A 25,087-nucleotide genomic window follows, 5' to 3' on the forward strand; every position below is an offset into this window, starting at 1 on the left:
ATATCCTTTGATTTCCAGGTGAAAAGTTTTTTTACTGAAAAATATTGAAAAAATACCGAACCTGTGTTATGATAATTACAATTTATATAGGAAGGATGTTTTGTTTGTTAATTGAATCTGTAACGGTATTCAATCATTAAATTGAATCGATTCGGAAAGCGGAAATTGCGGAATGTTTCATTCCGTTTGTTTTATTACCTCTTTCTGCCTTTACAGATACTTTAAACAAATGGATAGATTTTAAAGTGTGCTGGTTACTGTACACTTTTTCCTTTGTCTCTCACAGGTAATCTTGTGTTTTTTCAATCTGAAAAGGCAGAAAGATTACCTTTTTATTTTAGGAGAATAATCAATGAACAATAATAAATTATTAGAATTCGATACCATTCAGGAACTGCTGGCTGCATATGCTCTGTCACCTGCTGCCAAAGAAAAATGCAGAAAATTAAGTCCCTATACCAGTTTACAAGCATGTAAAAATCGGTTAAAAGAGACTACGGAAGCCAAAAAAATATTGGAATGTTTCGGTTCTCCTCCCCTGCCTATCATGGCAGAGTTAAAGGAAATTCTGGAAATTTGCAGAAAAGATGCACTGTTATCTGTGGAACAGCTGACAGCGGTATCACAATTTCTTTCCTCCTGCAAACGTATGAAGGCGTATCTCACAAAAGCGGAACTCCTTGGGACAGGTATCTCACAATATGGAAAAATATTGGATGAACTTCCGGCACTTTTGGAAGAATTAGAATGTTCGATCCGCTACGGTGAAATTGATGACTTCGCGTCTACCGAACTAAAAAATCTTCGCAGAAAGATAGAAAGCTGTCATATTCAAATAAAGCAAAAGCTGGAATCTATTCTGAGAAATAAAAAAGATTGGTTTTCGGACGCCTATGTGTCGGAACGGAACGGTCGTTTTGTTTTGCCGGTAAAAAAAGATTACAAACAGCAGCTCAAAGGTACTGTTATCGGAGTGTCCGGAACCGGTGAAACCTATTTTATGGAACCCGATTCGATCCAGAAGCTTCAAAAAGAAGAAATAGATTTACAGATTGAAGAGGAAAATGAAGTTCGGAAAATCCTTTATACTCTCACGTCGCTTGTTGACGACTGCATCCCCTCCCTTCAGGCAAATATAGAAGTACTGGAAACGCTGGATTTCGCTTTCGCCAAAGCAAAACTTTCCTGTGAAATGAGCGGTTCCGAGCCAATGATTACCGAGATACGAGAAATAAGAATCATAAACGGAAGACATCCTCTTTTGAAAAAGGAATCCTGTGTACCGTTGGATTTTGAGATTGGCGGCTCCATATCTGGAGTTGTGATCACGGGACCGAATACCGGCGGAAAAACAGTGGCGCTGAAAACCATTGGCTTATTATCCTTAATGGCACAGTCAGGATTGCATGTACCAGCCGAGAGTCAGAGTGTTTTTTCAATACACAGAAACATACTCTGTGACATTGGCGACGGTCAGAGTATCACAGAAAATCTTTCCACTTTTTCAGCTCATCTGTCAAATATTATTTCGATTTTAGAGAAATCCGGCAGCGAAAGCCTCATACTGCTGGATGAACTTGGCTCCGGAACCGATCCGGCGGAGGGGATGGGAATTGCAGTTGCAATCCTGCATGCCTTGAGAAAGAAAAGATGCCTTTTTATAGCGACTACCCACTATCCGGAAGTGAAAGAATATGCGAAAAATACACCGAATATTTTAAATGCGAGGATGACCTTTGATCGGGAAACGCTTAAGCCTTTATACTGCTTGGAACTTGGAGAAGCCGGAGCGAGCTGCGCTTTGTTTATCGCAAAACGCCTTGGATTTCCAGAGGAACTATTAAAGATAGCACAGACAGCTGCATATAGTGAAAAAACGTTTCCGGAAGAAAAAGAAATATTATTTGAAAAGCGAAAAAGTCAAACAATAAAAACGTCAAAAAGGCAGGATAGCTTTCAGATTGGTGACAGTGTTATCGTTTATCCGCAGAAAAAAATCGGAATCGTGTATCAAAAAAGCAATGAAAAAGGAGAAATCGGCGTTCAGATCAAAAAAGAGAAAAATTTGATTTCCCACAAACGCTTAAAACTTCATATCCCTGCCAAAGAATTATATCCCGAAAATTATGATTTTTCTATCCTGTTTGACACGGTGGAAAGCCGTAAGATACGTCATCAAATGGAACGAAAATATAGCCCTGATCGAAAGATTGAATCCGATGACTGATAGAAATAAATCGTATTTTTACGGTTCCTCATCCATAAAAATACAGTCATACGCTTGATTTTCATTATAAAAATGCCGCAAGCAGACTTTAAAAGTCAAATTTGCGGCATTTTTTATAACTCTTCATTTTTTTGATAAAATAAATTTATTCTATTTTTGAATTAAACTTTCTCCGGTCATTGCCGAAGGCTTTTCAATTCCCATCAAATCCAGCATGGTGGGACAGATATCAGCCAGCTTTCCGCCGTCTTTCAAGGTTAAATCACCTTCTCCGGCAATGATAAATGGTACCGGATTGGTGGAATGTGCCGTGACAATGCCCTCCGTTTCATTCCACATATCATCGGCGTTTCCGTGATCAGCCGTGATCAAAACAACACCGCCTTTGGCAAGAATCTTTTCCGTTACCTTGCCAACGCATTCATCCACCGTCTTGACCGCTTTTACCGTAGCATCGAAATCACCGGTATGTCCAACCATATCACAGTTTGCATAATTTAAGATAATGACATCATACATTTCTTTTTCAATACAATCCAGAACTTTCTCGGTGACGCCGTATGCTGACATTTCCGGCTGCATGTCATAGGTTGCAACCTTCGGAGAAGGGACTAAAATACGCTCTTCTCCTTCATATACAGCTTCTTTTCCACCGTTAAAGAAAAAGGTAACATGTGCATATTTCTCTGTTTCAGCAATCCGGAGCTGTTTTAGACCTTGCTTGCTGACCACTTCTCCAAACGTGTCGATCAATGCTTCCGGCTTAAAGGCAACCTTCACATTGGGCATACTGGCATCATATTGTGTCATGCAAACATAATACAATGGAAAGAAGTCTTTTTCCCGGGTGAATCCTCCAAAGTCGGGATCTACAAGGGTTCTGGTAATTTCTCTTGCCCGGTCAGGGCGGAAATTGAAAAAGATAACGGAATCGTTAGCAGAAATAGCTTTTGCCCCTTCTATCACGCAGGGGATGACAAACTCATCCACAACCTCTTTCTGATAAGAAGCTTCTATTGCTTCCGCGGCAGTCACTGCATGATCTCCTTTTAGCAAGACCATTGCTTCGTAGGCTTTTGAAACTCTTTCCCATCTATTATCCCTATCCATGGCATAATATCTTCCCATAATGGTCGCAATTTTTCCGATTCCGATATTATTGATTTCAGCTTCCAGCTCCGCCAGATATCCTTTGGCGGAAGACGGCGGAACATCTCTGCCATCCAAAAGTGCATGCACATAGACTTCTTCCAAACCGCGTTTTTTTGCAAGTTCCAGCAAAGCATACAAATGCTTATTGTGACTGTGAACGCCGCCGTCTGATAATAGTCCAATTAGATGAAGTGCTGTACCGTTTGTCTTGCAATTTTCGATTGCGCCAATCAGTTCCGGATTTGTAAAAAAATCTCCGTCGCTAATTGCTTTTGTGATCCGGGTCAATTCCTGGTATACTATCCGTCCGGCACCAATATTTGTGTGACCGACTTCGGAATTGCCCATCTGACCATCCGGCAATCCCACCGCGAGACCGCTTGCATTGATATAAGTATGGGGATTTTCATCCCACAGTTTTGTGATATTGCCTTTTCCAAATGCCTTGATGGCATCCCCTTTTTCCTTATCACTATGGCCGTAGCCATCCATGATAATCAGTGCGATTGGCTTCTTCATATATTCCTCCTAGCAGCTTTTAATGATGGTGGTAAAATCGTCCGATTTGAGTGCTGCGCCGCCGATTAATCCTCCATCAATGTCCGGTTTAGAAAGGAGTTCTTTGGCATTTCCTGCATTCATACTGCCGCCATACTGGATGCGCAGTGCATCAGCGGTGTCCTTATCATACAATGTTTCAATGCAATCACGGATCATAGCGCAAACCTCGTTTGCCTGTTCCGGTGTTGCTGTTTTTCCGGTGCCGATTGCCCATACCGGCTCATAAGCGATAATTACTTTTTTAGCGTCCTCTTTGGAAACATTCAGAAAAGCAATTTTGGTTTGTCTTCTTATCACATCATCAGTAACTCCCTGTTCTCTGTCCGTCAATGTTTCTCCGACACAAAGAATCGGAAGCAAGTCTTTTTCAAGCGCCTTTATTACTTTTTTATTGACCGTGATATCTGTCTCATTGAAATACTGTCTTCTCTCGGAATGACCAATGATGACGTATTCTACACCCAAATCTTTCAGCATATCCGCGGAAACTTCCCCGGTATATGCGCCCTTATCCTCAAAATATAGATTCTGCGCACCAACTTTGATATTTGTGCCCTTTGCGGTCTCCACTGCATTGGACAGACAGACAAAAGGCGTACATACAACTACATCACAGTCTGGAGCGGGATTTTTTTCTTTTATTTCATTGATTAATCCAATGGTTTCACTGGGGGTTTTATTCATTTTCCAGTTACCGGCAATAATTTTTTTTCTCATAGCTACCTCCGAAATTTTATAACAAGATGAAATGCTTTTGCCGCACATTGTAAGCAAAAGCCACTATACAAGTGTTTTAACTCCGCGAAATGGGGACAACACATAGGAGCACGTGTTTGTAGAAGCAGTAAACATTTGATTGGGCAGGTATCCTACCTGCCCAAATTTTAAAGCTATTTATTTATCGTTTAATGCAGCGATGCCTGGCAGAACAATCCCCTCTAAAAATTCCAGAGAAGCGCCGCCGCCAGTTGAAATATGCGTCATCTTATCCGCAAATCCAAGCTGTTCTACTGCAGCTGCAGAGTCACCGCCGCCAATAATAGTGACAGCATCGGCGTTGGCAACAATCTCAGCCACTGCTTTGGTTCCGTTTGCGAAGTTAGGCATTTCAAACACACCCATCGGTCCGTTCCAAATGATTGTTTTTGCTTTTTCCAAAGTTTCTTTGAAGTACTGAATGGTTTCAGGTCCAATATCCAAGCCTTGATAACCGGCAGGAATTTTTCCAGCGTCTACGACCATGGATTCTGCATCATTACTGAATTCTTTTGCGGCAACATTATCGATCGGAAGAAGGATTTTGACACCCTTTTCATCGGCCTTTTTCATCAGTTCTTTTGCCAGGTCAAGTTTATCATCTTCACAGATAGACTGACCGATATCTCCACCTTTTGCCTTGATGAAGGTATAAGCCATCCCGCCGCCGATTACCAAAGCATCCACTTTATCAATCAGATTGTTGATAACACCGATCTTATCAGATACCTTTGCACCGCCAAGGATTGTGACAAACGGTCTAGCCGGATCTGCCAAAGCTTTACCCATAATTTCAATTTCCTTTTTTATGAGATAACCACAGACAGCTGGCAGATAATTTGCGACACCTTCTGTGGAAGCATGTGCTCTGTGAGCTGTTCCAAAGGCATCATTCACATAGATTTCAGCCATAGAAGCCAGTTCTTTGGCAAACGCCTTATCGTTCTTTTCTTCCTCTTTATGAAAACGCACATTTTCCAGCAGCATAACTTCGCCGTCTTTTAGTGACGAAGCAAGTTTTTTCGCACTTTCACCGATAACATCATCTGCCATTTTGACTTCCTGCCCAAGAACTTCAGACAATCTTTTTGCAACCGGTTTTAAGCTGTATTTCTCATTGAACTCTCCCTTCGGCCTGCCAAGATGGCTGCAAAGGATCACTTTTGCGCCTTTATCAATCAGATATTTTATGGTGGGCAGAGCGCCGACGATTCTGTTTTCGTCAGTAATGTTTTTGTCTGCATCCAGCGGCACATTAAAGTCACATCTTACCAGAACTTTTTTCCCGGAAACATCAATGTCCTCAATTGTCTTTTTGTTTAACATTTGATTCACCTCATATATTTATTTATCTTTACCATAAAATTTGCCAAAGATATTTTACTACAAAATGCAAGTGATTTCAATACTTTTGTTAAATGTTTAACACTTTTTGATCATACAGATAACAATAACGCCCGTACCGCAGTGAACACCGATTGTACTGCCGATTCTCCCTTCCACAAACTCTGCTTTGGGGAATTCCTCCTGCATGCGTTTATAAAAAGATGCATAGGTTCCATTATCGGTCGAATGACCCACAAAAATAATCATATCACTGCCATCCGCTGACTCTTTTTTCGCAAGTTCAATTATTTTTCCCGCGGCCTTTTTGACACCCCGCACTTTATCAAACTGAGCGACCAATCCGTCTTCCACCGTGATAATGGGTTTGATATCCAAAAGGGATCCCAAGGTGAAAGTCAACGGTTTGATACGTCCGCTTTTTTTGAGATATTTCAGGTCATCAATCACTGCATAAACACGGTCATGAGACAGCATAAAGCGCCCTTTTTGCAAAATTTCATCGGTGCTCTTCCCTTCTGACGCCATCTGAGCCATATGGGTTACAACAGCTCCATAAGCTCCGGTATATGTCATGGAGTCCACAATTTCCAGTCTCGTCTGCACACCACTTTCCTTCAACTGTTTTACAACAGATACAGCATTTTGATGGGTGTTGCTTGCCACAGAAGAAATTGTTATGATAATGATAGAATCATATTCTTCAATAAATTGTTTCAGGCTCTCCTCAAACTGATAGGCCGTCACCTGGGAGGTTGTCGGTAAGTCTTCCAATTTTGACAGCTTATCATAAAATTCATCGTATGTAATATCTACCTGTTCCAAATATTCGGAACCATCAGGAAATACAATGGTAAAAGGCAACACCTCAATATTGTATTTTTTGATTGCATCTGCTGTCACGTCGGAAGCGCTGTCAGTGATAATTTTAATTTTTTCCATAAGAAATCCTCCTAATATTTTGTTAGGTGCCCGATATGTAAAAGATGAGAAAACTGATGCTGACGCATCGCTTCGTAGACAACAATTGCCACTGAGTTGGATAGATTCAGACTTCGCGCGTCGGATACCATCGGAATCCTTATACAATGTTTCATATTGTCGCAAAGCAATTCCTCCGGCAAGCCCTTTGTCTCTTTTCCAAATAAAATATAGCAATCCTTCGGATAAGAGACGTCGCAATACGTCTTGTCCGCTTTAGTCGTCGCATAAAAATAAACTCCATTTGCATTTTGTTGAAAAAAATTGTCTAAATTTTTATAGGTTTTCACATTAACAAGATTCCAATAGTCTAATCCCGCACGTTTCAAATACTTGTCTTCAATTGAAAATCCCAAAGGCTCAACCAAGTGCAAATCAGCTCCGATTGCCGCACACGTCCTGGCAATATTCCCTGTATTCTGCGGAATTTCAGGTTCCACTAATACTATATTCAGTCCCAATTCTATCTCATCCTATCTTAAAAATTTTGGCAGTTTTCTGATATATATCGCATCCTTTGGACACATCTCATGACAGCAATAACATTTGATACATTTCTTATGATCCATCAGCACGATCCGTCCACTCTGTTTCTTTAATACTTTGGCAGGACAAATTGTTGTACAGTTTCCGCAAAGAATACATCGTTCCTGTATAATTTTCGGTGCAGGATTCAAAAAGGCATTAATCCGCCTATTTAGAAACCCGGGAATCCGTTTTTCAAATGTGGTCGATTGAATGTTTGGCTTCTTTACATCCGGCACAACGCTCTCTTTCAAACTTTGTCCGAGCATTACAATCTCTTCCTGTGTGGTGTACCCGCTTTCCCAAGCTATTTTTGCGGTTAACACTTCCTCCCTGTGAAATCCGATCAATTGAAGCGCAATCTCGTCCAGTGCAAAAGGATCAGGCGAACCTATCAGCAAATCTGCCTTTTTTGGCGTACCGTTGGATGGACCATCTCCTTCCATCATGCAGATACCGTCCATCACACTAAACATTGGCTTGATATAAGCGCACAGATCGGTTATCATGGAAAAGAACTCTTCCTTCTTTGGATATTTGTAATGATATTCCGCTTTGGTCAGCCCGGGAACCGTTCCAAACAAATTTTTTACGGCACCGGTATAGTTTGCCATGACATGTGTTTTTAGCTTTGGAAGATTGATAATAATATCATTTTCAATAACCGGATTAATTATACTGAATTTTCTTTTCTTCCCATTGATATCCGCCGTGATATCCTGATAACCGGTATCATAGTTCAAACGGACAGGCATCTCCTCGGCCAATTTTTTTAAACCTGCCGCCTCATATATTTTGTTAAGATAATTTTCTTTGTATATACCGCCCGGGCTATCTGCTATGGTGACAACTCCTCCAGCGTCCAAAGCAAGCTTTGCCACAGCCCTGACAACCGCAGGATGAGTCACCGCCATTGTCTCCGGCAATTTTTTTGCAATCAGATTAGGTTTTAGCAGCACCTTACAGCCAGGTTTCACAAAGGCACCGATTCCTCCAAAACGCTCGAACAGCTCTGAAATGGTTTTGTCCACCTGATGCTGGTCATACGTATCACATTTCAAAATACAAACATTACTCAACCTCTATCACCATTTTTCGATAAATTGTTGATAAATTTTTCGATTCGTTCCAATGCCGCCTTCAACTGATCCAAAGAATAAGCATAAGAGATCCGGATATGCCCTTCTCCGCATTCTCCAAAAGCAGTACCCGGGATAACAGCAACCTTTTCCCTCATTAAAAGCTGTTCGCAAAAATCCACGGATGTCATTTTGGTCGAACGAATGGAAGGAAAAACATAAAATGCTCCAAACGGCTCAAAACAATCCAATCCGATTTTATTTAATGCGTCCACCAAATAGCGGCGGCGATAATTGTATTCTTTTTTCATATAAGCGACATCCTCATCGCCGTTTTTCAGAGCCTCTATCGCAGAATACTGACTGGTAGTAGGAGATGACATGATCGCAAACTGATGAATTTTTGTCATGACGCTCACAATATCTCTATGTGCACAGGTGAATCCAAGACGCCATCCCGTCATTGCATAAGTCTTTGAAAAGCCATTGATTAAAATCGTCCTATCCCTCATGTTTTCAAATTGGGTAATAGAGGTGTGCTCACCGCTGTAGGTCAGCTCTCCATATATCTCATCCGATATCACCATCAGATTATGTTCTTCAATAATCGGAATAATACGTTCCAAATCGCCCTTGGTCATAACAGCTCCGGTAGGATTGTTCGGATACGTCAAAACAAGAAGCTTTGTTTTTGGGGTAATGCTTTTCCGCAATAATTCCGGCGTAAGCTTAAATTGATCTTCCATCTTCGTTTCTATGGTGACCGGTACTCCGCCGCAAAGTGTGACACATGGCTTATAGCAAACAAAACATGGTTCCGGAATCAACACCTCGTCCCCCGGTGAGATAAGCGCACGAATTGCCAGATCCAAAGCCTCACTGCCCCCAACCGTTACAAGTATTTCATCGGCAGGATCATAGTGGACACCGCGCTTTCGCTCCATATATCTGCTGATTTCCTGTCTCAGCTCAAACAGACCCCAGTTTGAGGTATAATAGGTGTGGCCTTTTTTCAGAGACTCTATACCAGCTTGGCGGATATGCCAAGGAGTCACAAAATCAGGCTCCCCTACGCCAAGGGAAATTGCATCTTCCATTTCTGCAGCCAAATCAAAAAACTTCCGGATGCCGGAAGGAGGAATTTCCCTTGCTGTTTTGGTCAGAAAATCATTTGGGTCAAATTGTCTCTTCACAGGGAAATCACTCTTCTTTCATCTTCCGGTTTATTGGCCAGCACCACACCGTCTTTTTTATAGCTTTTTAAAACAAAATGCGTGGCGGTAGAAAGGACACAGTCCATTGGGGCAATTTTTCTGGCGACAAAAAGAGCGACCTCCTTCATTGATTTTCCTTCCAGTTCCACCAGAATGTCATAGCCGCCGGATATCAATGACACAGAATTCACCTCAGGATATTCCGTTATAATACGGTTGGCAATCTGATCAAAGCCTTCTCCCATCTGTGGAGTTACCTTTAATTCGATCAGGGAACTCACATTTTCTTTGTCCACTTGTTCCCAATCAATCAAAGCTTTATATCCAAATATCACTTTATGTTTTTCCAATTCCGCTATTTTTTCAGCAATCTCAGTTTTAGAGGCGCCTAGCATAACGGCAATCTCCTCAGCGCTCATTCTTCCGTTTTCGGCAAGAATTTCAAGAATTTGCTTTTCCATTCGCATTCACTCCATTTCATTATCGTTTATTACTGCTTATCTGCAAATAATATTGATTTCATTATAGCATAATATCCATCAAAAAACTATCTTTTTTCTAATAGGAAATAGAAAGAAACCTCACACAGATGATACGTTTGAACGTTTCAGCAATTCGTCTGATCTCTTGTAATACAATAAATATCATGTGGCATATCCACCCCATAGTAATGTTTCAAGAAAGCACCACATTTTGACATACCGTTGCGCAAAGCCACTTTTTTAGAAGGAAGATTAACATCCCGGATAATGGAATAAACGGTCTCTGCCCCAAGTACTTCAAAAGCGTAATTCTTGCAGGCTACAGCAGCTTCCGTTGCATATCCCATATGCCAATAAGCTTTTTGAAACAGATAACCGATTTCCAGCACCTGTTCTCCAGCACAATCCTGCATGGTAAGGCCGCATTGTCCTATCATTTCGTCTGTTTCTTTCAGCACAGCACCCCAAAGTCCAAATCCATATTCACGGTATCTTTCCATTTGCCTGTCTAGCCAGTTCTGGACTTCATCCTTTTCAAAGGCATGTTCATAAGCATACATCACGTCCTTATCCTGTAAAATTTTACAGAGTGCAAAAAAATACCCCTGATCCATTTCACGCAGAATAAGCCTTTCTGTTTCCAAAATCATTATTGCAATACCATCCATTCCTCATAAAGTCTGTTTAACTCTGTTTTGCATATTTCCATCCGGCTGCATTTTTCACTCAGCAACATATAATCGGAAGCCGTTTGCTCGTCTGAAATAGCTGATTCCAATTCCGTTATTTCATTTTCATATTCCGCAATCGCGTTCTCCAGTCTTTTTAACTCATTTCTGCGTTTTGCTTCCGCGGCCCTTTCCTCTTTGGAACGGTAATAACGATTATTTTCTGCTTTCTTTTCCTTTGGCGTTTCATGCTCTGTAGATATCTGTCTCTTCCTGGACAGGTAATCCTCATAGTTTCCAGGATAAATAAAAAGTTCTTTTCCTGTCATTTCAATGATCTTTGTCGGCACTTTTTTTAAGAGATAGCGGTCATGCGATACCATAAGAATTGTGCCTTTATATGCCTGCAGAGCTTGATCGATAATTTCCTTGGTATTCAAATCTAAATGGTTGGTCGGTTCGTCAAGAATCAGAAAGTTCCCTTTTTTCAGTACCATAGCTGCAAATTTGAGTTTGGCTTTTTCCCCGCCGCTTAAACTTTTGATTTTTTTAAACACGTTCTCTCCGGTGAGAAGCACACAGCCAAGAGCAGTGCGTATTTTTTGTTCAAATAGATTGGGATAGCGGTCATGAAGTTCTTCAAACGGACATTTTTCCATGTGAAGCTCTGTATTTTCCTGCTCAAAATAGGCGGTGTTGACATTGCGTCCTACCAGAATCTTTCCTACGGAAACGGGAAGCTTTCCAAGAATGGTTTTCAGCAAAGTTGACTTTCCAACGCCGTTTGCTCCAACCAACGCAATTTTTTCTCCTCTTAACACGTGAAAATTAATACTTTCACTTAAAACGATGCCATCCCCCACCGTCAGTCTCAGGTTTTCAATCTGAAGTACATCCTTCACCGGCTCATAATCATATTCAAAACGGATTTTTGCGGTCTTGTCATAATCATCCGGTTTTTCGATTAACTCCATACGTTCCAATGTATTTTCCCTGCTGCGGGCACTTTTCGCCGTGGAGGCCCTCACTTTATTCTTGGCGATATATTCTTTCAAAGAGGAAATCTCATTTTGCTGTTTTTCATATTCTTTTTCCAGAAACTCCAACCGTTCCTGCTTTAGCACTTTATATTTTGTATAATTTCCAGGATACCGGATCAATTCGTTTTTCCGCAGTTCACAAATTTCCGTTACAAGAGCGTCCAAAAAATAACGGTCATGAGATACCATCAGAATAGCGCCTTTATAGTTTTTTAGATATTCCTCCAGCCAAGTCAATGCTTTGAAATCCAAATGGTTGGTCGGTTCATCCAAAACCAGTAAATCCGGTTCCTCTAAAAGGATTTTGCACAGAGCAAGCCGTGTCTTTTCCCCGCCGCTTAAAGTAGAAATAATGGTATCATTGTCTTTCTCCTGAAATCCCATACCAGTTAGAATTGTATTAATTTTCACCTCGATTTGATAGCCGTCTTTCTGCTCAAACACGGTTTGCAGTTTAGCCATTTTTGAAGATAGCTCCTGACATAAAGCTGAGTGATGATCGGAAAGCAGAGCCATTTCATCATACAGGCGTTTTAATTCCTTCTGCATACAAATAAGATCTCGAAATACCAGTTTCATTTCATCCATAATCGTATTGGCAGTATCCAATCCGGTATTCTGCTTCAAGAAGCCGATGTTAATGCCGTTTTTTGTGACAATTTCCCCGCCGTCACACTCCATTTCTCCGGTCAGAATATTTAAAAGAGTCGTTTTCCCTGCGCCATTGACGCCGATCAAGCCGATTCTGTCGTTATCTTCTATTTTTAAATGAATATGTTTCAGTACTTCAAAGGCACCGAAATTCTTTTGTATATCAATTAAATTTACCAGCATGCTTTCTCTCCTTCATTTGCCATAAAAATATTTTATTATAAATTTATGCATAAGTCAAATATAACCTGAGAAAACACAGCAAGCAATTTGTCAAAAAGACGATGCTTTTTTGCATCGTCTTTTTGACAGATATAATACAGCCATTATTTATATTAAACACATGCTGTACATTTTTGCACCTTATCTTCCTCATCAAAATCAATGATGAGAATTTTCGGCTGATCCGTTTCCAGTCCTACATAATATTCCATAGAATCTTTTTTATTATTTTTGATTCCGTTAATGCCAAGCAGTTCAATCACTTCCGTTCTCGACATCCCTATCACAATGTGATCCCGGATAAGAGAATCAGCCATTTTATACCGGTTAGCAACATCTCTGTCCCATCTCTCTTTTGTAAAGGTTTTTCTGTCTTTATTAAACTTAAAAGCGACAGCGCCGGCTGCAGCTGAAACCGCGGCGACAGCAGATGCGATAAAAAAGCCTTTCTTTTTCAAAGCAACCACTCCTTCTTTTTATAATTAGTATCATTATTATATTACAGAAGAAGGAAAATTACAACCGGTTTTCGGATTTATTTTTACAACATAGTAAACTTTGCGGAATTGCGCACAGTGGTATGTTGCAAAAAACAACGAGCGAAGCAAGCCTGTGTTTTTCTGAAAGAAAAACTTTTTTATTCCACTGTAACGGATTTTGCCAAATTTCTCGGCTTATCAATGTCACATCCCTTTTCTTTTGCGACACAGTAGGCAAACACCTGAAGCGGCAAAACGGACAGACTTGGTGTGTACACCGGATTCGTTTTGGGAATATAATAGACGAAATCAACGATATCTCGGATCTCCTCATCCCCTTCGTTCGCAACTGCAAACACAAAAGCCCCTCGCGTTTTCACCTCTTTGATATTGGAAATTACTTTTTCGCGGACATGTGGCTGTGTTACAATTGCAACCACGACAACACCTTCCTCAATTAAAGAAATGGTTCCATGCTTCAACTCTCCTGCGGCATAAGCTTCAGAATGAATATAAGAAATTTCTTTCAGCTTCAGCGAACCCTCCAGACAAACCGCATAATCAATATCTCTGCCAATAAAGAAAACACTGCCCACATTTTTTAATCTGGAAGCAAGTTTCTTTACCTTGTCCGCATTGGAAACCACTGTTTCAATTCTGGCAGGTATATTGCGGAGTGTCATCAAAGCTTCCTTATAGGCGTCTTTGGTGATCGTTTCCTTTACATGCGCTATTTTCAGCGCCAGCATATCCATCACGGCCAATTGGGCACTAAATGCTTTGGTTGTGGCCACTGCAATTTCCGGTCCGGCATGCGTATAAATTACACTGTCTGCCTCTCTGGCGATAGAGCTTCCGAGAACATTCACAACCGCAAGAACTTTATATCCCTGTTTTCGGATTTCACGCATGGCAGCCAGACTGTCCGCAGTCTCACCGGACTGACTTATCATAATATACATAACATCCTTTTGGAGAATGGGATTTTTATAGCGGAACTCGGAGGCCACATCAACCTCGACTGGAATCCGCGCGAGTTTTTCAATCACATATTTTCCGATCACACCGACGTGGTAAGCAGAACCGCAGGCCACAATCCGGATGCTGTGTAAAGCCTTCAGTTCATCTTCCCCATAATGAAAATCTTCAAATACAATATCCTCTTCACCGATTCGCTCGCTAACCGTATCGTTGACCGCTTTCTGCTGTTCATGGATTTCTTTCAGCATAAAATGCGCGTATCCGCCTTTTTCAGCCTGAGAATAATCCCAATCCACAACAAACGGTTCTTTTTTCAGAGGATGCAGCTTCCTGTCAAAAAAGAACAGACTGTCTTTTTTCAGCATTACAATATCCCCGTCATCAACCAGATAGAAATCCTTTGTGTAATTCAAAAGAGCGGGAATATCCGATGCGATAAAATTTTCTCCATTTCCCTTTCCGACAATCAAAGGGCTATCTTTTTTGACAGCGTACAAAGTGTTCGGTGTGTCTCGACACAGAATGCCAAGCGCAAAAGAACCCTCTACTGCATTGATGACTCTCTGAATGGTTTCCAGAACATTACCGTTATAATAATAACTCAGCAGATGAGCAATCACTTCCGTGTCTGTTTCCGAGACGAACGGTACATGTTTATGTACGGTGAGTTCTTCCTTCAGCGGAAGATAGTTTTCGATAATTCCATTGTGCACCACAGTAAAGAGAGATTGACTGCACTTATGAGGATGGGAATTCAAATCGGAAGGCGCGCCGTGGGTTGCCCAGCGGGTATGCCCGATTCCAATCTTTCCTTGAAGTGCTTCTCCGTTTTGAATTTTATCGCAGAGATTCTGCAATCTGCCTTTGCATTTCTCAATACTCAGCTCGCCGTTTTCAATGGTCGCAATACCAGCGGAGTCATAGCCCCGGTATTCCAGTTTGGACAGCCCGTCAAGCAGAATGGGTGCCGCTTTCTTTTCCCCAATATAACCAACAATTCCGCACATGTTTAAAGTCCTCCTAAATTTTCCAAAACAGGAAAGGGAGCAACTCATAGCATTTCTATTCAATTTTCTCTGCTTCGCTGATCCCGTTTTGTTTCCCAGTCACCTGAGTTTTTGTCAGAATCATTACGAAGGAAGCACTCCGTCAGGGTATCCGCCGAAAACTTCGATAGCCCTGAACCTCGTCAACTATTCTTAGAAAGAGAATAGTACTGGCGCTTTATAAATACTACGAATCAAATCCTTTCCTGTTTTTATTTTTAAAATATTATAAAAGTTTTGTTTGAATTAATTTTGCAAGGATATCGGCTTCATCCTGAATGACTGAAACATCCGGTCCTTCCAGCATAATCCGAATCAAGGGTTCCGTGCCGGATGGTCTTAACAGAACTCTTCCCTTCCCATTAAGCAATTCCTCAATACGGCTGATTTCCTTTGCGATTTCCTTATCGGCCATCACCGCTGCTTTTTTATCGTTTGGCACTTTAACATTCTCTAAAACCTGAGGCATTGTCGTCATAATCTCAGATAAATCTTTTAATGTTTTTTTGCTGTGTTTCATCACATTGAGCAAAACCAGAGAAGACATAATACCATCTCCTGTCGTGTTGTAATCCAGCAAAATGATATGACCGGACTGTTCGCCTCCGATACTGAAGTTACCTTTCAGCATATCTTCCAGAACATAGCGGTCACCAACGTTGGAAAGAATGATATCCATCTCGTTTTCCTCCGCCATGAGCTTTAATCCCAGGTTACTCATAATCGTACCTACAATGGTATTGTTTGAAAGTTTTCCCTGTTCTTTTAAGTATTTACCGATGATTGCAATGATTTTATCACCGTCCACCAGTTCGCCATCCGCTGTCATAGTAAGCACACGGTCGCCGTCCCCGTCATAGGCTATTCCGAGATCATAACTTCCGGAAAGAAGCTTTTCTTTCAGACTTTCCATATGGGTGGAACCGCAATTTTGATTGATATTCGTCCCATCCGGTTGATTGTGAATAACAGTCACCTCTGCGCCTAAATCCGAAAAAATACTGCCGGCATAGTTTGAAGTCGCACCGTTTGCACAGTCTAAAAGCAGTTTCAGCCCGCTTAAATCCTCCTGATTTTTGCTCTTGATGAAATCACGGTACTCCTGTGCTGCAGATGTCAGATCATAAATTCTTCCCAGATCGCCGCCCGTAGGTGTGGGCAGGGATTCCATGCCATGAAAAATGATCTCTTCAATCTCATCCTCCATTTCATCATTCAGCTTAAACCCACTGCCATTGAAAAATTTTATCCCGTTATACTCCATTGGATTGTGGGAAGCGGATATCATAACTCCCGCGTCAGCCTTGTGCTTTCTGACAAGATAAGCTACGGCAGGCGTCGGGATTACGCCGAGAATATAAACATCTCCCCCGGCTGACAGAATCCCGGAAGCAAGCGCGTTTTGCAGCATATCACAAGAAATTCTAGTGTCTATGCCCACTAAGATTTTCGGCCTGTGATGCGTCTCTTTTGCAAGAACATAGGAACCAGCTTTACCAACTTTGTACGCCAAATCAGCTGTCAACTCCGTATTTGCAACGCCTCTTACGCCGTCTGTCCCAAATAATTTACCCATGTTGGGTCCTCCTTAAAATAAATATTTAAAATATATAAAACTCGGTTTTTAAAAACCGAATATATTTTAGCAAGGGTGATAGGTTTCAATGATTTTTGCTGCGATTCGGATACCATCTACCGCAGCACTGGTAATACCGCCTGCATACCCGGCGCCCTCCCCTGCAGGGAAAAGTCCTTTTGCTGAAATACTCTCCAGCGTTTCGCTATTTCTCAGGATACGAAGCGGAGCGCTGGTGCGGGTCTCCACGCCGGTCAGAACCGCGCTCTGGCTGGAGAAACCTTTGATTTTCTTATCAAAAGCATTCAGTCCGGCCTCCAGCATTTTTTTTACGGATGCCGGAAAAATTTCATGAAAATCCGAAAAAGCAGTTCCAATCGGATAGGTGGGTATCACATCAAAAAATTTTGTACTTTTCTCATGATTCAGAAAATCTTGGGAGAGCTGAACCGGTGCACAATAATCGTTTCCGCCCATAGAAAAAGCCCTGCGTTCCAGCATTCTTTGAAAACGCACACCTGCTAATATATCATGTTCCAGGTCATTTGGCAATACGGAACTCACAATTGCGCTGTTACAATTTTCTCCATCTCGTAAATACTCACTCATTCCATTCGTCACAACAGTCCCCTCTTCTGACTGGGATGCGACAACCATTCCGCCAGGACACATACAAAAACTGTAACAGCCCCGTTCGCCTTCCCGATAGGACAATTGATAATCCGCCGCTTTCAGCTGAGGATGATTCCAAAATATTCCATACTGGGCACGATTTAAGAATTCTTGCTTATGCTCTATCCGAACACCCACAGAAAAAGGCTTTTTCTCCATTTCTATCCCAGTCCGGGCGAGATATTCATAGACATCCCTTGCACTGTGACCTACAGCGAGAATGATTAGGTTGGAAGAGAACGTTTCGCCTTTTTCTGTAACTACTCCTCTAACTCTTTCGCTGGATACAAGAAGAGATTTGACAGTGGTGTTAAAAAGAAAGGATGCGCCCTGCTCTATCATATGCAGCCGCATATTTTTGACCACCTGCCGAAGCTTGTCTGTCCCTATATGAGGCTTTGCTTCATATAAGATTTCCGCAGGTGCTCCGAATCGGTGAAAAATTTTTAAAACCTCGTCACATCGGCTGTCATTGATTCGGGTAACCAGTTTTCCATCCGAAAAGGTGCCTGCCCCGCCCTCTCCAAATTGAATATTGGAATCTGGAAGCAATTTTCCTGTCTCAAAAAAATCTTGTACTTCCCTGGTTCTCTGTTCTACCTCGCTGCCGCGCTCTATGATAATCGGACGAAATCCATATTCAGCCAGAAAATAACCGCAAAAAAGCCCTGCAGGCCCGCTTCCGATGATAATCGGACGATCGGGCTGCAAGACTTTTCCTTCCTTTAACTTCAATGGTTCTTTTTCAGAACTTAATTTAACCTCTTTATTAAGTTTTGCATGTCCTGAAATCCGTTCCATGTCACAGGAAACAGAATAAACAATTTTAATATTCTTTTTGTCTCGGGCATCTACCGATTTTTTAACAACCTGAAACGTTTGCTCTTTGCCGCATCTTAATTTCTGCCGGCATTTTGCAAACAACTCTTCCTCTGTATGACCCAATGGCATGGCAATATTGCTTAAAATCGCTTTCAATAAATAAATCTCCTTCTATTGGTTCTCTGCAGGAACTTCCACAGCATTTTGCGTAATTTTCACCGTTATCTCCCCTTCACTTAGCAGAATGATATCACTGGGAACAGAGATTTTATATTTCTGTTCATACCCAATATTGGTGGAGAGAAGATGAAAATCCTGTATGGTAAATTTATCAATGGCGTTCAAGATAGCCGGACTTCCAGCTATTTCAAGACCACCCGGCAAAATTTCATACTGTATATTTGGATCAATTCCTGAAATTTCAATTGGTACAACCTTTTTGGCAAGTACACGGACATTCACCTCCGCGTTTTGAGGAACGATCGTAAGATTGTCGTTGGTCACCGCCTTTTCCTCACTATCCATCAATATAATTTTACACTCTTGTGTAAAGGAATCGTTTCTATCCGATATATCAATTTCAGCGACCGCCTTATCGATTTTACTGATAAGTGTGCTTGGACCGCTTACAACCGCTTTTTGAGTCGTTGTGGAAACCAAATCTTCATCCGTATAAAAGCCGGATTTTAAATTCCCGTTTAGGCGAAGCTCCAACGGAATTTCTTCCTTGATCATTTTGTCGACAAACATTGTGACGGAAGAAGGGGTTTTATTTGCTACCACAATATTTTCATTGTTCACACGAACCTTGACCGGCAAGGTGACATCTCCATCCTCATAGACTTCTGTCAAATCCACATAGACAGTAAAGTCATCTCTGCCGATTTCATTCAGCTTCCACCGCTGGCATTTGACAGTGACATCCACGAATGCCTCAAATTTATCCGGCAGAACAAATCCTTCTTTTTGAAGATAATTGGTGTTGACAAGATTGACCGGCATCTTTGTAAAGGTATATTCAATATCCGGATTTTGTACCATTTGGACATAGATCCAAAAAAGGATAGCTGCAATGACAGAAATAATTTTTAAAACGATATTATGTCTTAAGACATTTCTGATTTTGTTCATTTTTTCCCAAACCTCCAGACGCTTTTTTTCTTATCCGCCTTTTGGCTTTTTTCACTGGCCAGCATCTTCAGAAGTGCCTTTTGCAGCGTTTCTCCAGCTATATTTCTGGTAAGGGTACCGTTCATAGCAATCGAAATTTTCCCGGTTTCTTCCGATACGATAACGGCCACTGCATCTGAACTCTCTGTAATTCCTATTCCGGCACGGTGCCTCGTTCCGAGTTCCTTGCTCAGGTTTTCATTCTGGGAAAGCGGAAGAAAGCAGGCAGAAGCTTTGATTTTGTTTGCTCCGATAATAACGGCACCGTCATGAAGAGGTGTATTTGGAATAAAAATATTGATCAAAAGCTCAGAGGAAACTTCTGAGTCCATATTGATTCCAGTCCGGATAATATCACCGATTTTCGTCTCTCTCTGAAAAACAATCAGTGCGCCAATTCGCTGTTTTGATAACATTTCGCAGGCTTCCGTAACCTGACCAACCACGTATTCCGTCTTTGTTTTTGCCTCGTTTTCATCCACGCCGAAAAGACTCAGTTTTTTATTTCCAATTTGAGTCAACGCGCGGCGAAGCTCTGGTTGAAATATTACAATAAGCGCGATAACCCCGACCTGCATGGTATTTCTCAAAATAAAACTGATCGTGTTTAATTGCATGAACTCACTTAACTGCATAAAAACAAGCAGAATAACAATACCCTTCAAAAGCTGAAAAGCCCGGGTTTCTCTAAAATATCCCACTATTTTATAAATCAGATAAGCGACAATCAGGATATCCAGGATATCTGTAAAACGGATTGTCGATAAAAAGTATGATGAGGGCATGCTTCCACCTCAGTTTCCTTAATATCTTTATTATATATTTTTTTATGCTGTTTGTCATCTTTTTTTTATTACATTTTTGTTACATTTTTGAGTGAATGGAACCTGTTCTTTTTGTTCATAATGATAAGAGAAGCATAAATACATAAATCGAGGAGGAAAATATGTCTAAAATTGTTTTGACGAAAGCAGATACCTTACAAGGATGCGTTAAAATTAACGGTGCAAAAAATGCAGCCCTTCCTATTTTGGCGGCAACACTTCTCGCAAACGAGCCATGCGTTATAAAATCCATTCCTCCTCTTGCGGATATTGAGAATATGTGTGAAATTTTAAAGCATGCCGGTTATCAGGTAAGAAGGCGGAATACCACCCTGTCGATTCAGCCAAAACCGCTGAAAAATTTAAAATTTCCTTATGAACTCACCAATAAACTGAGAGCTTCCTTTCTGATCGCAGGTCCCCTGCTGGCAAAATATAAACATCTTGAGATTTCTTATCCGGGAGGATGTGCTATCGGTGCCAGACCGGTAGATCTGCATCTCAAAGGTTTTGAAGCTCTTGGAGCTATCATCAGCAAACAGAATGGATATATTGAAATATTTACAGATAAGCTGACCGGAAACAAAATCTATCTGGATTTTCCAAGTGTGGGGGCAACCGAAAATCTGATCATGGCAGCGTGTCTGGCAGAAGGACAGACTGTTATTGAAAACGCGGCGATTGAGCCCGAAATCACAGATCTAGCCAATTTTTTAAACAGTATGGGTGCTGAAATTTCGGGTGCCGGAACAGATACGATAAAAATTAGCGGAGTAAAAGATTTGTCCGGTGCAGATCACCGTGTGATTCCCGATCGGATTGAAGCCGGCACTTACATGGTCGCAGCCGCGGCTTGCCATGGTCATGTAACGGTCAGCAATGTCATTTGTGAACACTTAAAACCTATCATTGCAAAGCTGAGGGAATCCGGTATCGAGGTGATTGAGAATTATAATTCCGTCACAGTAAATGCGGCGGAACGTTTCAAGCCAATTGATTTAAAAACACTTCCCTATCCAGGCTTTCCGACCGATATGCAGGCACAGTTCTCCTCCTATCTGTCCGGCATTCCGGGCACCAGCATTGTCACTGAAACCATTTTTGAAAATCGTTTTATGCACCTTGGAGAACTAAAACGCATGGGAGCAAATATCAAAACAGAAGGCCGGACAGCGGTTATTGAAGGGGCCGCTTTAACCGGCGCTAAAGTAAAAGCTACTGACTTGAGGGCTGGAGCCGCTCTTGTAATAGCCGGTCTGCACGCAGATGGAGAAACGGAAATCTCGGACTGCCAATATATTACACGAGGTTATTATCAGTTCTATGAAAATTTGAATCAGCTGGGCGCAAATATTGTTCGGATTGATTGAGCATTCTTTTTTCAATTCCTGCATTTTAAATAAGCTGTTTTTAAAAGCTCGATGCCGCGTATCAATTTTTCATTCTCATTCTGCACATAACAAAGGCGAAAATAGTCCTCTTTCTGAGAGGCACCGTAGAACGACTGTGAGGGCATGATATATACGCCTCTGGAAACACAGTATTCATAGAACGGTTTCATAGAAAGATTTCCGGGAAGCTTTATCCAAAAGTTAAATCCGCCTTCCGGCTCTTCATAATTAAAATTATAATAGGTTAACTCTTTCATGTATGCTAGAGCGATCTGGTATTTTTCTTCATAAAAAGAGACAATTTTTTTTAGATGCTCTTCAATATGTTCTCTTAAAAATACATTGAGCCATCGCTGAAACAAACCCGAAAGAGAAACGTCCAGGTTTTCTTTCACCGCAGCCACACGCTCTCGGAATACTTTCGGAACGACAACAAATCCAAGGCGTACCCCAGGCATTGTGATCTTGGAAAAGCTCTTGATATAAAATACCCGATCGCTCCGATCCTGGCTTTTCAAAAAATTCCGGGGAGCTCCGAAATTAATATCACTTAATATATCGTCCTCAATCAAATAAAAATTGTATTTATCAGCCAATCTTAAAATACTTGAAATGGTATCCTGTCGATAGGATATTGTCGTTGGTGTTTGAAATGTGGATGTAATACATAAAAATTTCGGATGATAAATCTGGATCATTCGTTCCAATTGTTCCAAATCCATTCCGTCCTGCTTTAAAGGAATCCCATAAACCAATGCGCCTGCCTGCGCAAACGAATTTTTCAGACCCGTATAAGTCGGCTTTTCGATAAATACAACATCTCCCCACTGCGCGACAGAACGGGAAATCAAATCAATTCCCTGCTGAGAGCCGGAAACCACTATTACATCCCGGTAGTTTGCAAAAATATTTTGATACTTATTAAGATATCTGCAAATGGTTTTCCGCAATGGCAAATATCCTTCAATTTCCTGATAGTCAAAGACATCTTCGCCGTCCTGATGAAGGATCCTCTTTAAAATACTGTCAAAATTCTGAATAGGATACACCGCTTTGTTCGGATTGTTTCCCATAAAGTTGATATCTTCTTTTGCAGGATGGCATAAATGGATTGTTTGTTTTTTTTCATTATCCTGAATTTTGCTTGTGACAAACACGCCAGCCCCCTGTTTTAACAAGACATACTGCTTCTCCTCCAACAGTTTCACTGCATGAGTTACCGTTGAAAGATTGACTCCGTATTCAGCAATCAATTTTCGGTAGGATGGAAGTTTTTGTCCGCTCTTATAAATCCCTTTTTTTATTTTTTCCTCCAGCTGGTCTGCGAGAACCTGATAAAGAGGCCGCTTTTGATCTTCAAACTGTATCGAAACACTTTTCATTTTTCTTTTCTTCCTTTCTTGACAGACAGAAAACCCTTTGCTAAAATACATACAATTCATACGAACAAACTGTATCGATACAGTTATTGTACATGAAATACACCAAATAATCAAGCATTGGAGGAAAATAAAATGAGTAATCAGTATGAACTAAACAAAAATTTAGCCCAGATGTTAAAGGGCGGCGTGATTATGGATGTTGTCAACGCAGAGCAGGCTGTCATTGCGGAGGAAGCCGGCGCCGTTGCGGTTATGGCATTAGAGAGAGTACCGTCCGATATCCGCAAGCAGGGTGGTGTAGCCAGAATGAGTGATCCCAAATTGATTAAAGAAATCAAACAAAGTGTCTCTATTCCGGTTATGGCAAAAGCCCGCATCGGTCATTTTGTGGAGGCGCAAGTGTTGGAAGCCCTGGAAATTGATTATATCGATGAAAGCGAAGTGCTTACTCCTGCAGATGATATGTACCATATTGACAAATTTCAGTTTAAAATTCCTTTTGTTTGCGGTGCCAGAAACCTTGGCGAAGCACTGCGCAGAATTGGCGAAGGCGCTTCCATGATTCGTACAAAAGGGGAAGCTGGAACCGGTAATGTAGTGGAAGCCGTGCGTCATATGAGAACCATCAACCGCGACATTGCTTCTCTTTCCGCTCTGGGAAAAGAAGAACTGATGACCTACACCAAAGAAATCGGTGCTCCGTACGATCTTGTCACCTATGTATGGGAAAATAAAAAATTACCGGTGGTCAATTTTGCAGCCGGAGGTATCGCAACACCGGCTGATGCCGCTCTTATGATGCAGCTGGGAAGCGAGGGTGTTTTTGTCGGATCCGGCATCTTCAAATCCTCTGATCCGAAAAAACGTGCAAAAGCGATCGTTCAGGCAACCACTTACTATAACGATCCTAAGGTCATTGCGGAGGTATCAGAGGACTTGGATGATGCAATGTACAGCTTGGATATCAATGATATCGACGAAAACAGCCTTTTTGCAAAAAGAGGCTGGTAAAATGAAAAATATCGGAATTCTTGCATTGCAGGGCTCGGTGGAAGAGCATCGCAGAATGCTGGAAAAATTGGACTGCCGGATTACCGAAGTGAAAAAGCCTGCTGATCTGGCTGGGATCGACGGAATTATTCTCCCTGGCGGAGAGAGCACAACCATAGGAAAGCTTTTAAACCGCTGCAGTCTGTTTGCTCCCTTAAAAGAAAAAATAGAAAACGGTTTGCCCGTCTGGGGAACCTGTGCAGGGATGATTCTTCTGGCAAAAGAGATCGAAGATGAACAGCCTCATCTAGCCGTAATGGATATCAAGGTAAAGAGGAATGCATACGGAAGTCAATTGGACAGCTTTTCCACGAAAGAAAAAATTTGTGAAATTTCCAAGCAGCCAATTGAATTGGTCTTTATCCGAGCGCCTTATGTATCCGGCATTTCCGGAGCGGCAAAATCGCTTCTGACATTAAATAATCATATCGTGGCAGTCAAAGAAAAAAATATGCTGGCAACTTCCTTTCATCCGGAATTGACGGATGATTTGAGTATACACCGTTATTTTGCTGAAAAGATGATATAATAGGGCAAAGCCCCTAGTGAAAAAAGTGAACAAGTCCAGTAAAAACGGACAATAGACAAAAGCCCCTTATTGTAGGATAATATACTACAGTAGGGGGTTAATGTTATGTCGAGAAAATATCAACACACATTAGAACTATTGCCTCAAATTAAAGAAATGCTCAACCAAGGGATGACACATAAAGAAATAGAAAAGGTATTAGGACTAACAGGAGATCGACCTGTGCACAATCTGTTAAAAAGGGAGCGCAGAAAAGAAAAACG

Annotated in this window: 21 protein-coding genes; 4 read left to right on the forward strand and 17 right to left on the reverse strand. The window is 41.4% G+C overall.

Features of this window, described 5'->3' with window-relative positions; translation table 11 throughout:
- Positions 1 to 352: 352 nt before the first annotated feature.
- On the forward strand, positions 353 to 2,227 hold the full coding sequence (locus tag KQI32_RS03875) for a DNA mismatch repair protein MutS (RefSeq protein WP_216424048.1): 1,875 nt from the start codon (positions 353 to 355) through the stop codon (positions 2,225 to 2,227).
- A gap of 150 nt (positions 2,228 to 2,377) precedes the next feature.
- On the opposite strand, the gene gpmI is transcribed toward KQI32_RS03875, so the two are convergent.
- The 16 genes from gpmI to cdaA all read right to left on the reverse strand — a co-directional run bounded on the left by gpmI (position 2,378) and on the right by cdaA (position 20,433).
- Entirely contained in the window at positions 2,378 to 3,898 is a 1,521-nt protein-coding gene (gpmI, locus tag KQI32_RS03880; RefSeq protein WP_216424049.1) for a 2,3-bisphosphoglycerate-independent phosphoglycerate mutase, read from the reverse strand.
- Positions 3,899 to 3,907: 9 nt separating this feature from the next.
- Positions 3,908 to 4,657 carry a triose-phosphate isomerase gene (gene tpiA, locus KQI32_RS03885; protein WP_177689839.1) on the reverse strand — a complete coding sequence of 250 codons (750 nt, stop codon included), beginning with the start codon at positions 4,655 to 4,657 and terminating at the stop codon, positions 3,908 to 3,910.
- Between the two features lie 177 nt (positions 4,658 to 4,834).
- Positions 4,835 to 6,022, reverse strand: a complete 1,188-nt coding sequence (pgk, locus tag KQI32_RS03890) for a phosphoglycerate kinase (RefSeq protein WP_177689840.1) — start codon at positions 6,020 to 6,022, stop codon at positions 4,835 to 4,837.
- Positions 6,023 to 6,118: 96 nt separating this feature from the next.
- Positions 6,119 to 6,982: a DegV family protein gene (locus tag KQI32_RS03895; RefSeq protein WP_216424050.1), complete on the reverse strand. Its 864-nt coding sequence runs from the start codon at positions 6,980 to 6,982 to the stop codon at positions 6,119 to 6,121.
- 11 nt (positions 6,983 to 6,993) lie between these two features.
- Complete coding sequence (gene trmL, locus KQI32_RS03900; RefSeq protein ID WP_216424051.1) at positions 6,994 to 7,482, reverse strand: tRNA (uridine(34)/cytosine(34)/5-carboxymethylaminomethyluridine(34)-2'-O)-methyltransferase TrmL; 489 nt, start codon at positions 7,480 to 7,482, stop codon at positions 6,994 to 6,996.
- Between the two features lie 12 nt (positions 7,483 to 7,494).
- Positions 7,495 to 8,625 (reverse strand): DUF362 domain-containing protein, encoded by a 1,131-nt coding sequence (locus tag KQI32_RS03905; RefSeq protein WP_177689843.1) that lies wholly within the window; start codon positions 8,623 to 8,625, stop codon positions 7,495 to 7,497.
- Positions 8,622 to 9,818: an aminotransferase class I/II-fold pyridoxal phosphate-dependent enzyme gene (locus KQI32_RS03910; RefSeq protein WP_308167034.1), complete on the reverse strand. Its 1,197-nt coding sequence runs from the start codon at positions 9,816 to 9,818 to the stop codon at positions 8,622 to 8,624. Before KQI32_RS03910 ends, KQI32_RS03905 begins: the two co-directional genes overlap by 4 nt.
- Positions 9,815 to 10,300: an Lrp/AsnC family transcriptional regulator gene (locus KQI32_RS03915; protein ID WP_177689844.1), complete on the reverse strand. Its 486-nt coding sequence runs from the start codon at positions 10,298 to 10,300 to the stop codon at positions 9,815 to 9,817. The genes KQI32_RS03910 and KQI32_RS03915 overlap by 4 nt, the downstream gene beginning before the upstream one ends.
- A gap of 146 nt (positions 10,301 to 10,446) precedes the next feature.
- Positions 10,447 to 10,971 (reverse strand): GNAT family N-acetyltransferase, encoded by a 525-nt coding sequence (locus tag KQI32_RS03920; RefSeq protein ID WP_216424052.1) that lies wholly within the window; start codon positions 10,969 to 10,971, stop codon positions 10,447 to 10,449.
- Positions 10,971 to 12,863, reverse strand: a complete 1,893-nt coding sequence (locus KQI32_RS03925; protein ID WP_216424053.1) for an ABC-F family ATP-binding cassette domain-containing protein — start codon at positions 12,861 to 12,863, stop codon at positions 10,971 to 10,973. The genes KQI32_RS03920 and KQI32_RS03925 overlap by 1 nt, the downstream gene beginning before the upstream one ends.
- A 152-nt stretch (positions 12,864 to 13,015) precedes the next feature.
- Complete coding sequence (locus KQI32_RS03930; RefSeq protein WP_216424054.1) at positions 13,016 to 13,360, reverse strand: outer membrane protein assembly factor BamE; 345 nt, start codon at positions 13,358 to 13,360, stop codon at positions 13,016 to 13,018.
- Positions 13,361 to 13,539: 179 nt separating this feature from the next.
- Positions 13,540 to 15,369, reverse strand: coding sequence for a glutamine--fructose-6-phosphate transaminase (isomerizing) (gene glmS, locus KQI32_RS03935; protein WP_177689848.1), 1,830 nt, complete (start codon positions 15,367 to 15,369; stop codon positions 13,540 to 13,542).
- A gap of 265 nt (positions 15,370 to 15,634) precedes the next feature.
- Positions 15,635 to 16,984 (reverse strand): phosphoglucosamine mutase, encoded by a 1,350-nt coding sequence (glmM, locus tag KQI32_RS03940; protein WP_216424055.1) that lies wholly within the window; start codon positions 16,982 to 16,984, stop codon positions 15,635 to 15,637.
- Between the two features lie 66 nt (positions 16,985 to 17,050).
- The gene (locus tag KQI32_RS03945; protein WP_177689850.1) at positions 17,051 to 18,634 is read right to left on the reverse strand and encodes an NAD(P)/FAD-dependent oxidoreductase; all 1,584 of its coding nucleotides are present in this window, start codon (positions 18,632 to 18,634) and stop codon (positions 17,051 to 17,053) included.
- A gap of 15 nt (positions 18,635 to 18,649) precedes the next feature.
- Positions 18,650 to 19,609, reverse strand: coding sequence for a YbbR-like domain-containing protein (locus KQI32_RS03950; RefSeq protein WP_216424056.1), 960 nt, complete (start codon positions 19,607 to 19,609; stop codon positions 18,650 to 18,652).
- Positions 19,606 to 20,433: a diadenylate cyclase CdaA gene (gene cdaA, locus KQI32_RS03955; protein ID WP_177689852.1), complete on the reverse strand. Its 828-nt coding sequence runs from the start codon at positions 20,431 to 20,433 to the stop codon at positions 19,606 to 19,608. The genes KQI32_RS03950 and cdaA overlap by 4 nt, the downstream gene beginning before the upstream one ends.
- Before the next feature lie 161 nt (positions 20,434 to 20,594).
- Between cdaA and murA the strand changes: the two genes are divergently transcribed.
- Entirely contained in the window at positions 20,595 to 21,842 is a 1,248-nt protein-coding gene (gene murA, locus KQI32_RS03960) for a UDP-N-acetylglucosamine 1-carboxyvinyltransferase (protein ID WP_177689853.1), read from the forward strand.
- An 11-nt stretch (positions 21,843 to 21,853) separates the two neighbouring features.
- Here murA and KQI32_RS03965 read toward each other — a convergent pair whose 3' ends face one another.
- The gene (locus KQI32_RS03965; protein ID WP_216424057.1) at positions 21,854 to 23,245 is read right to left on the reverse strand and encodes a PLP-dependent aminotransferase family protein; all 1,392 of its coding nucleotides are present in this window, start codon (positions 23,243 to 23,245) and stop codon (positions 21,854 to 21,856) included.
- A gap of 132 nt (positions 23,246 to 23,377) precedes the next feature.
- On the opposite strand from KQI32_RS03965, the gene pdxS reads away from it, so the two are divergent.
- Positions 23,378 to 24,256 carry a pyridoxal 5'-phosphate synthase lyase subunit PdxS gene (gene pdxS / locus KQI32_RS03970; RefSeq protein ID WP_216424058.1) on the forward strand — a complete coding sequence of 293 codons (879 nt, stop codon included), beginning with the start codon at positions 23,378 to 23,380 and terminating at the stop codon, positions 24,254 to 24,256.
- A 1-nt stretch (position 24,257) separates the two neighbouring features.
- Positions 24,258 to 24,824, forward strand: coding sequence for a pyridoxal 5'-phosphate synthase glutaminase subunit PdxT (gene pdxT / locus KQI32_RS03975; protein ID WP_216424059.1), 567 nt, complete (start codon positions 24,258 to 24,260; stop codon positions 24,822 to 24,824).
- Positions 24,825 to 25,087: the final 263 nt, after the last annotated feature.

Origin of the sequence: Acetivibrio sp. MSJd-27 (genome assembly GCF_018918095.1) — a bacterium.
Lineage (GTDB): Bacteria > Bacillota > Clostridia > UMGS1840 > HGM11507 > HGM11507.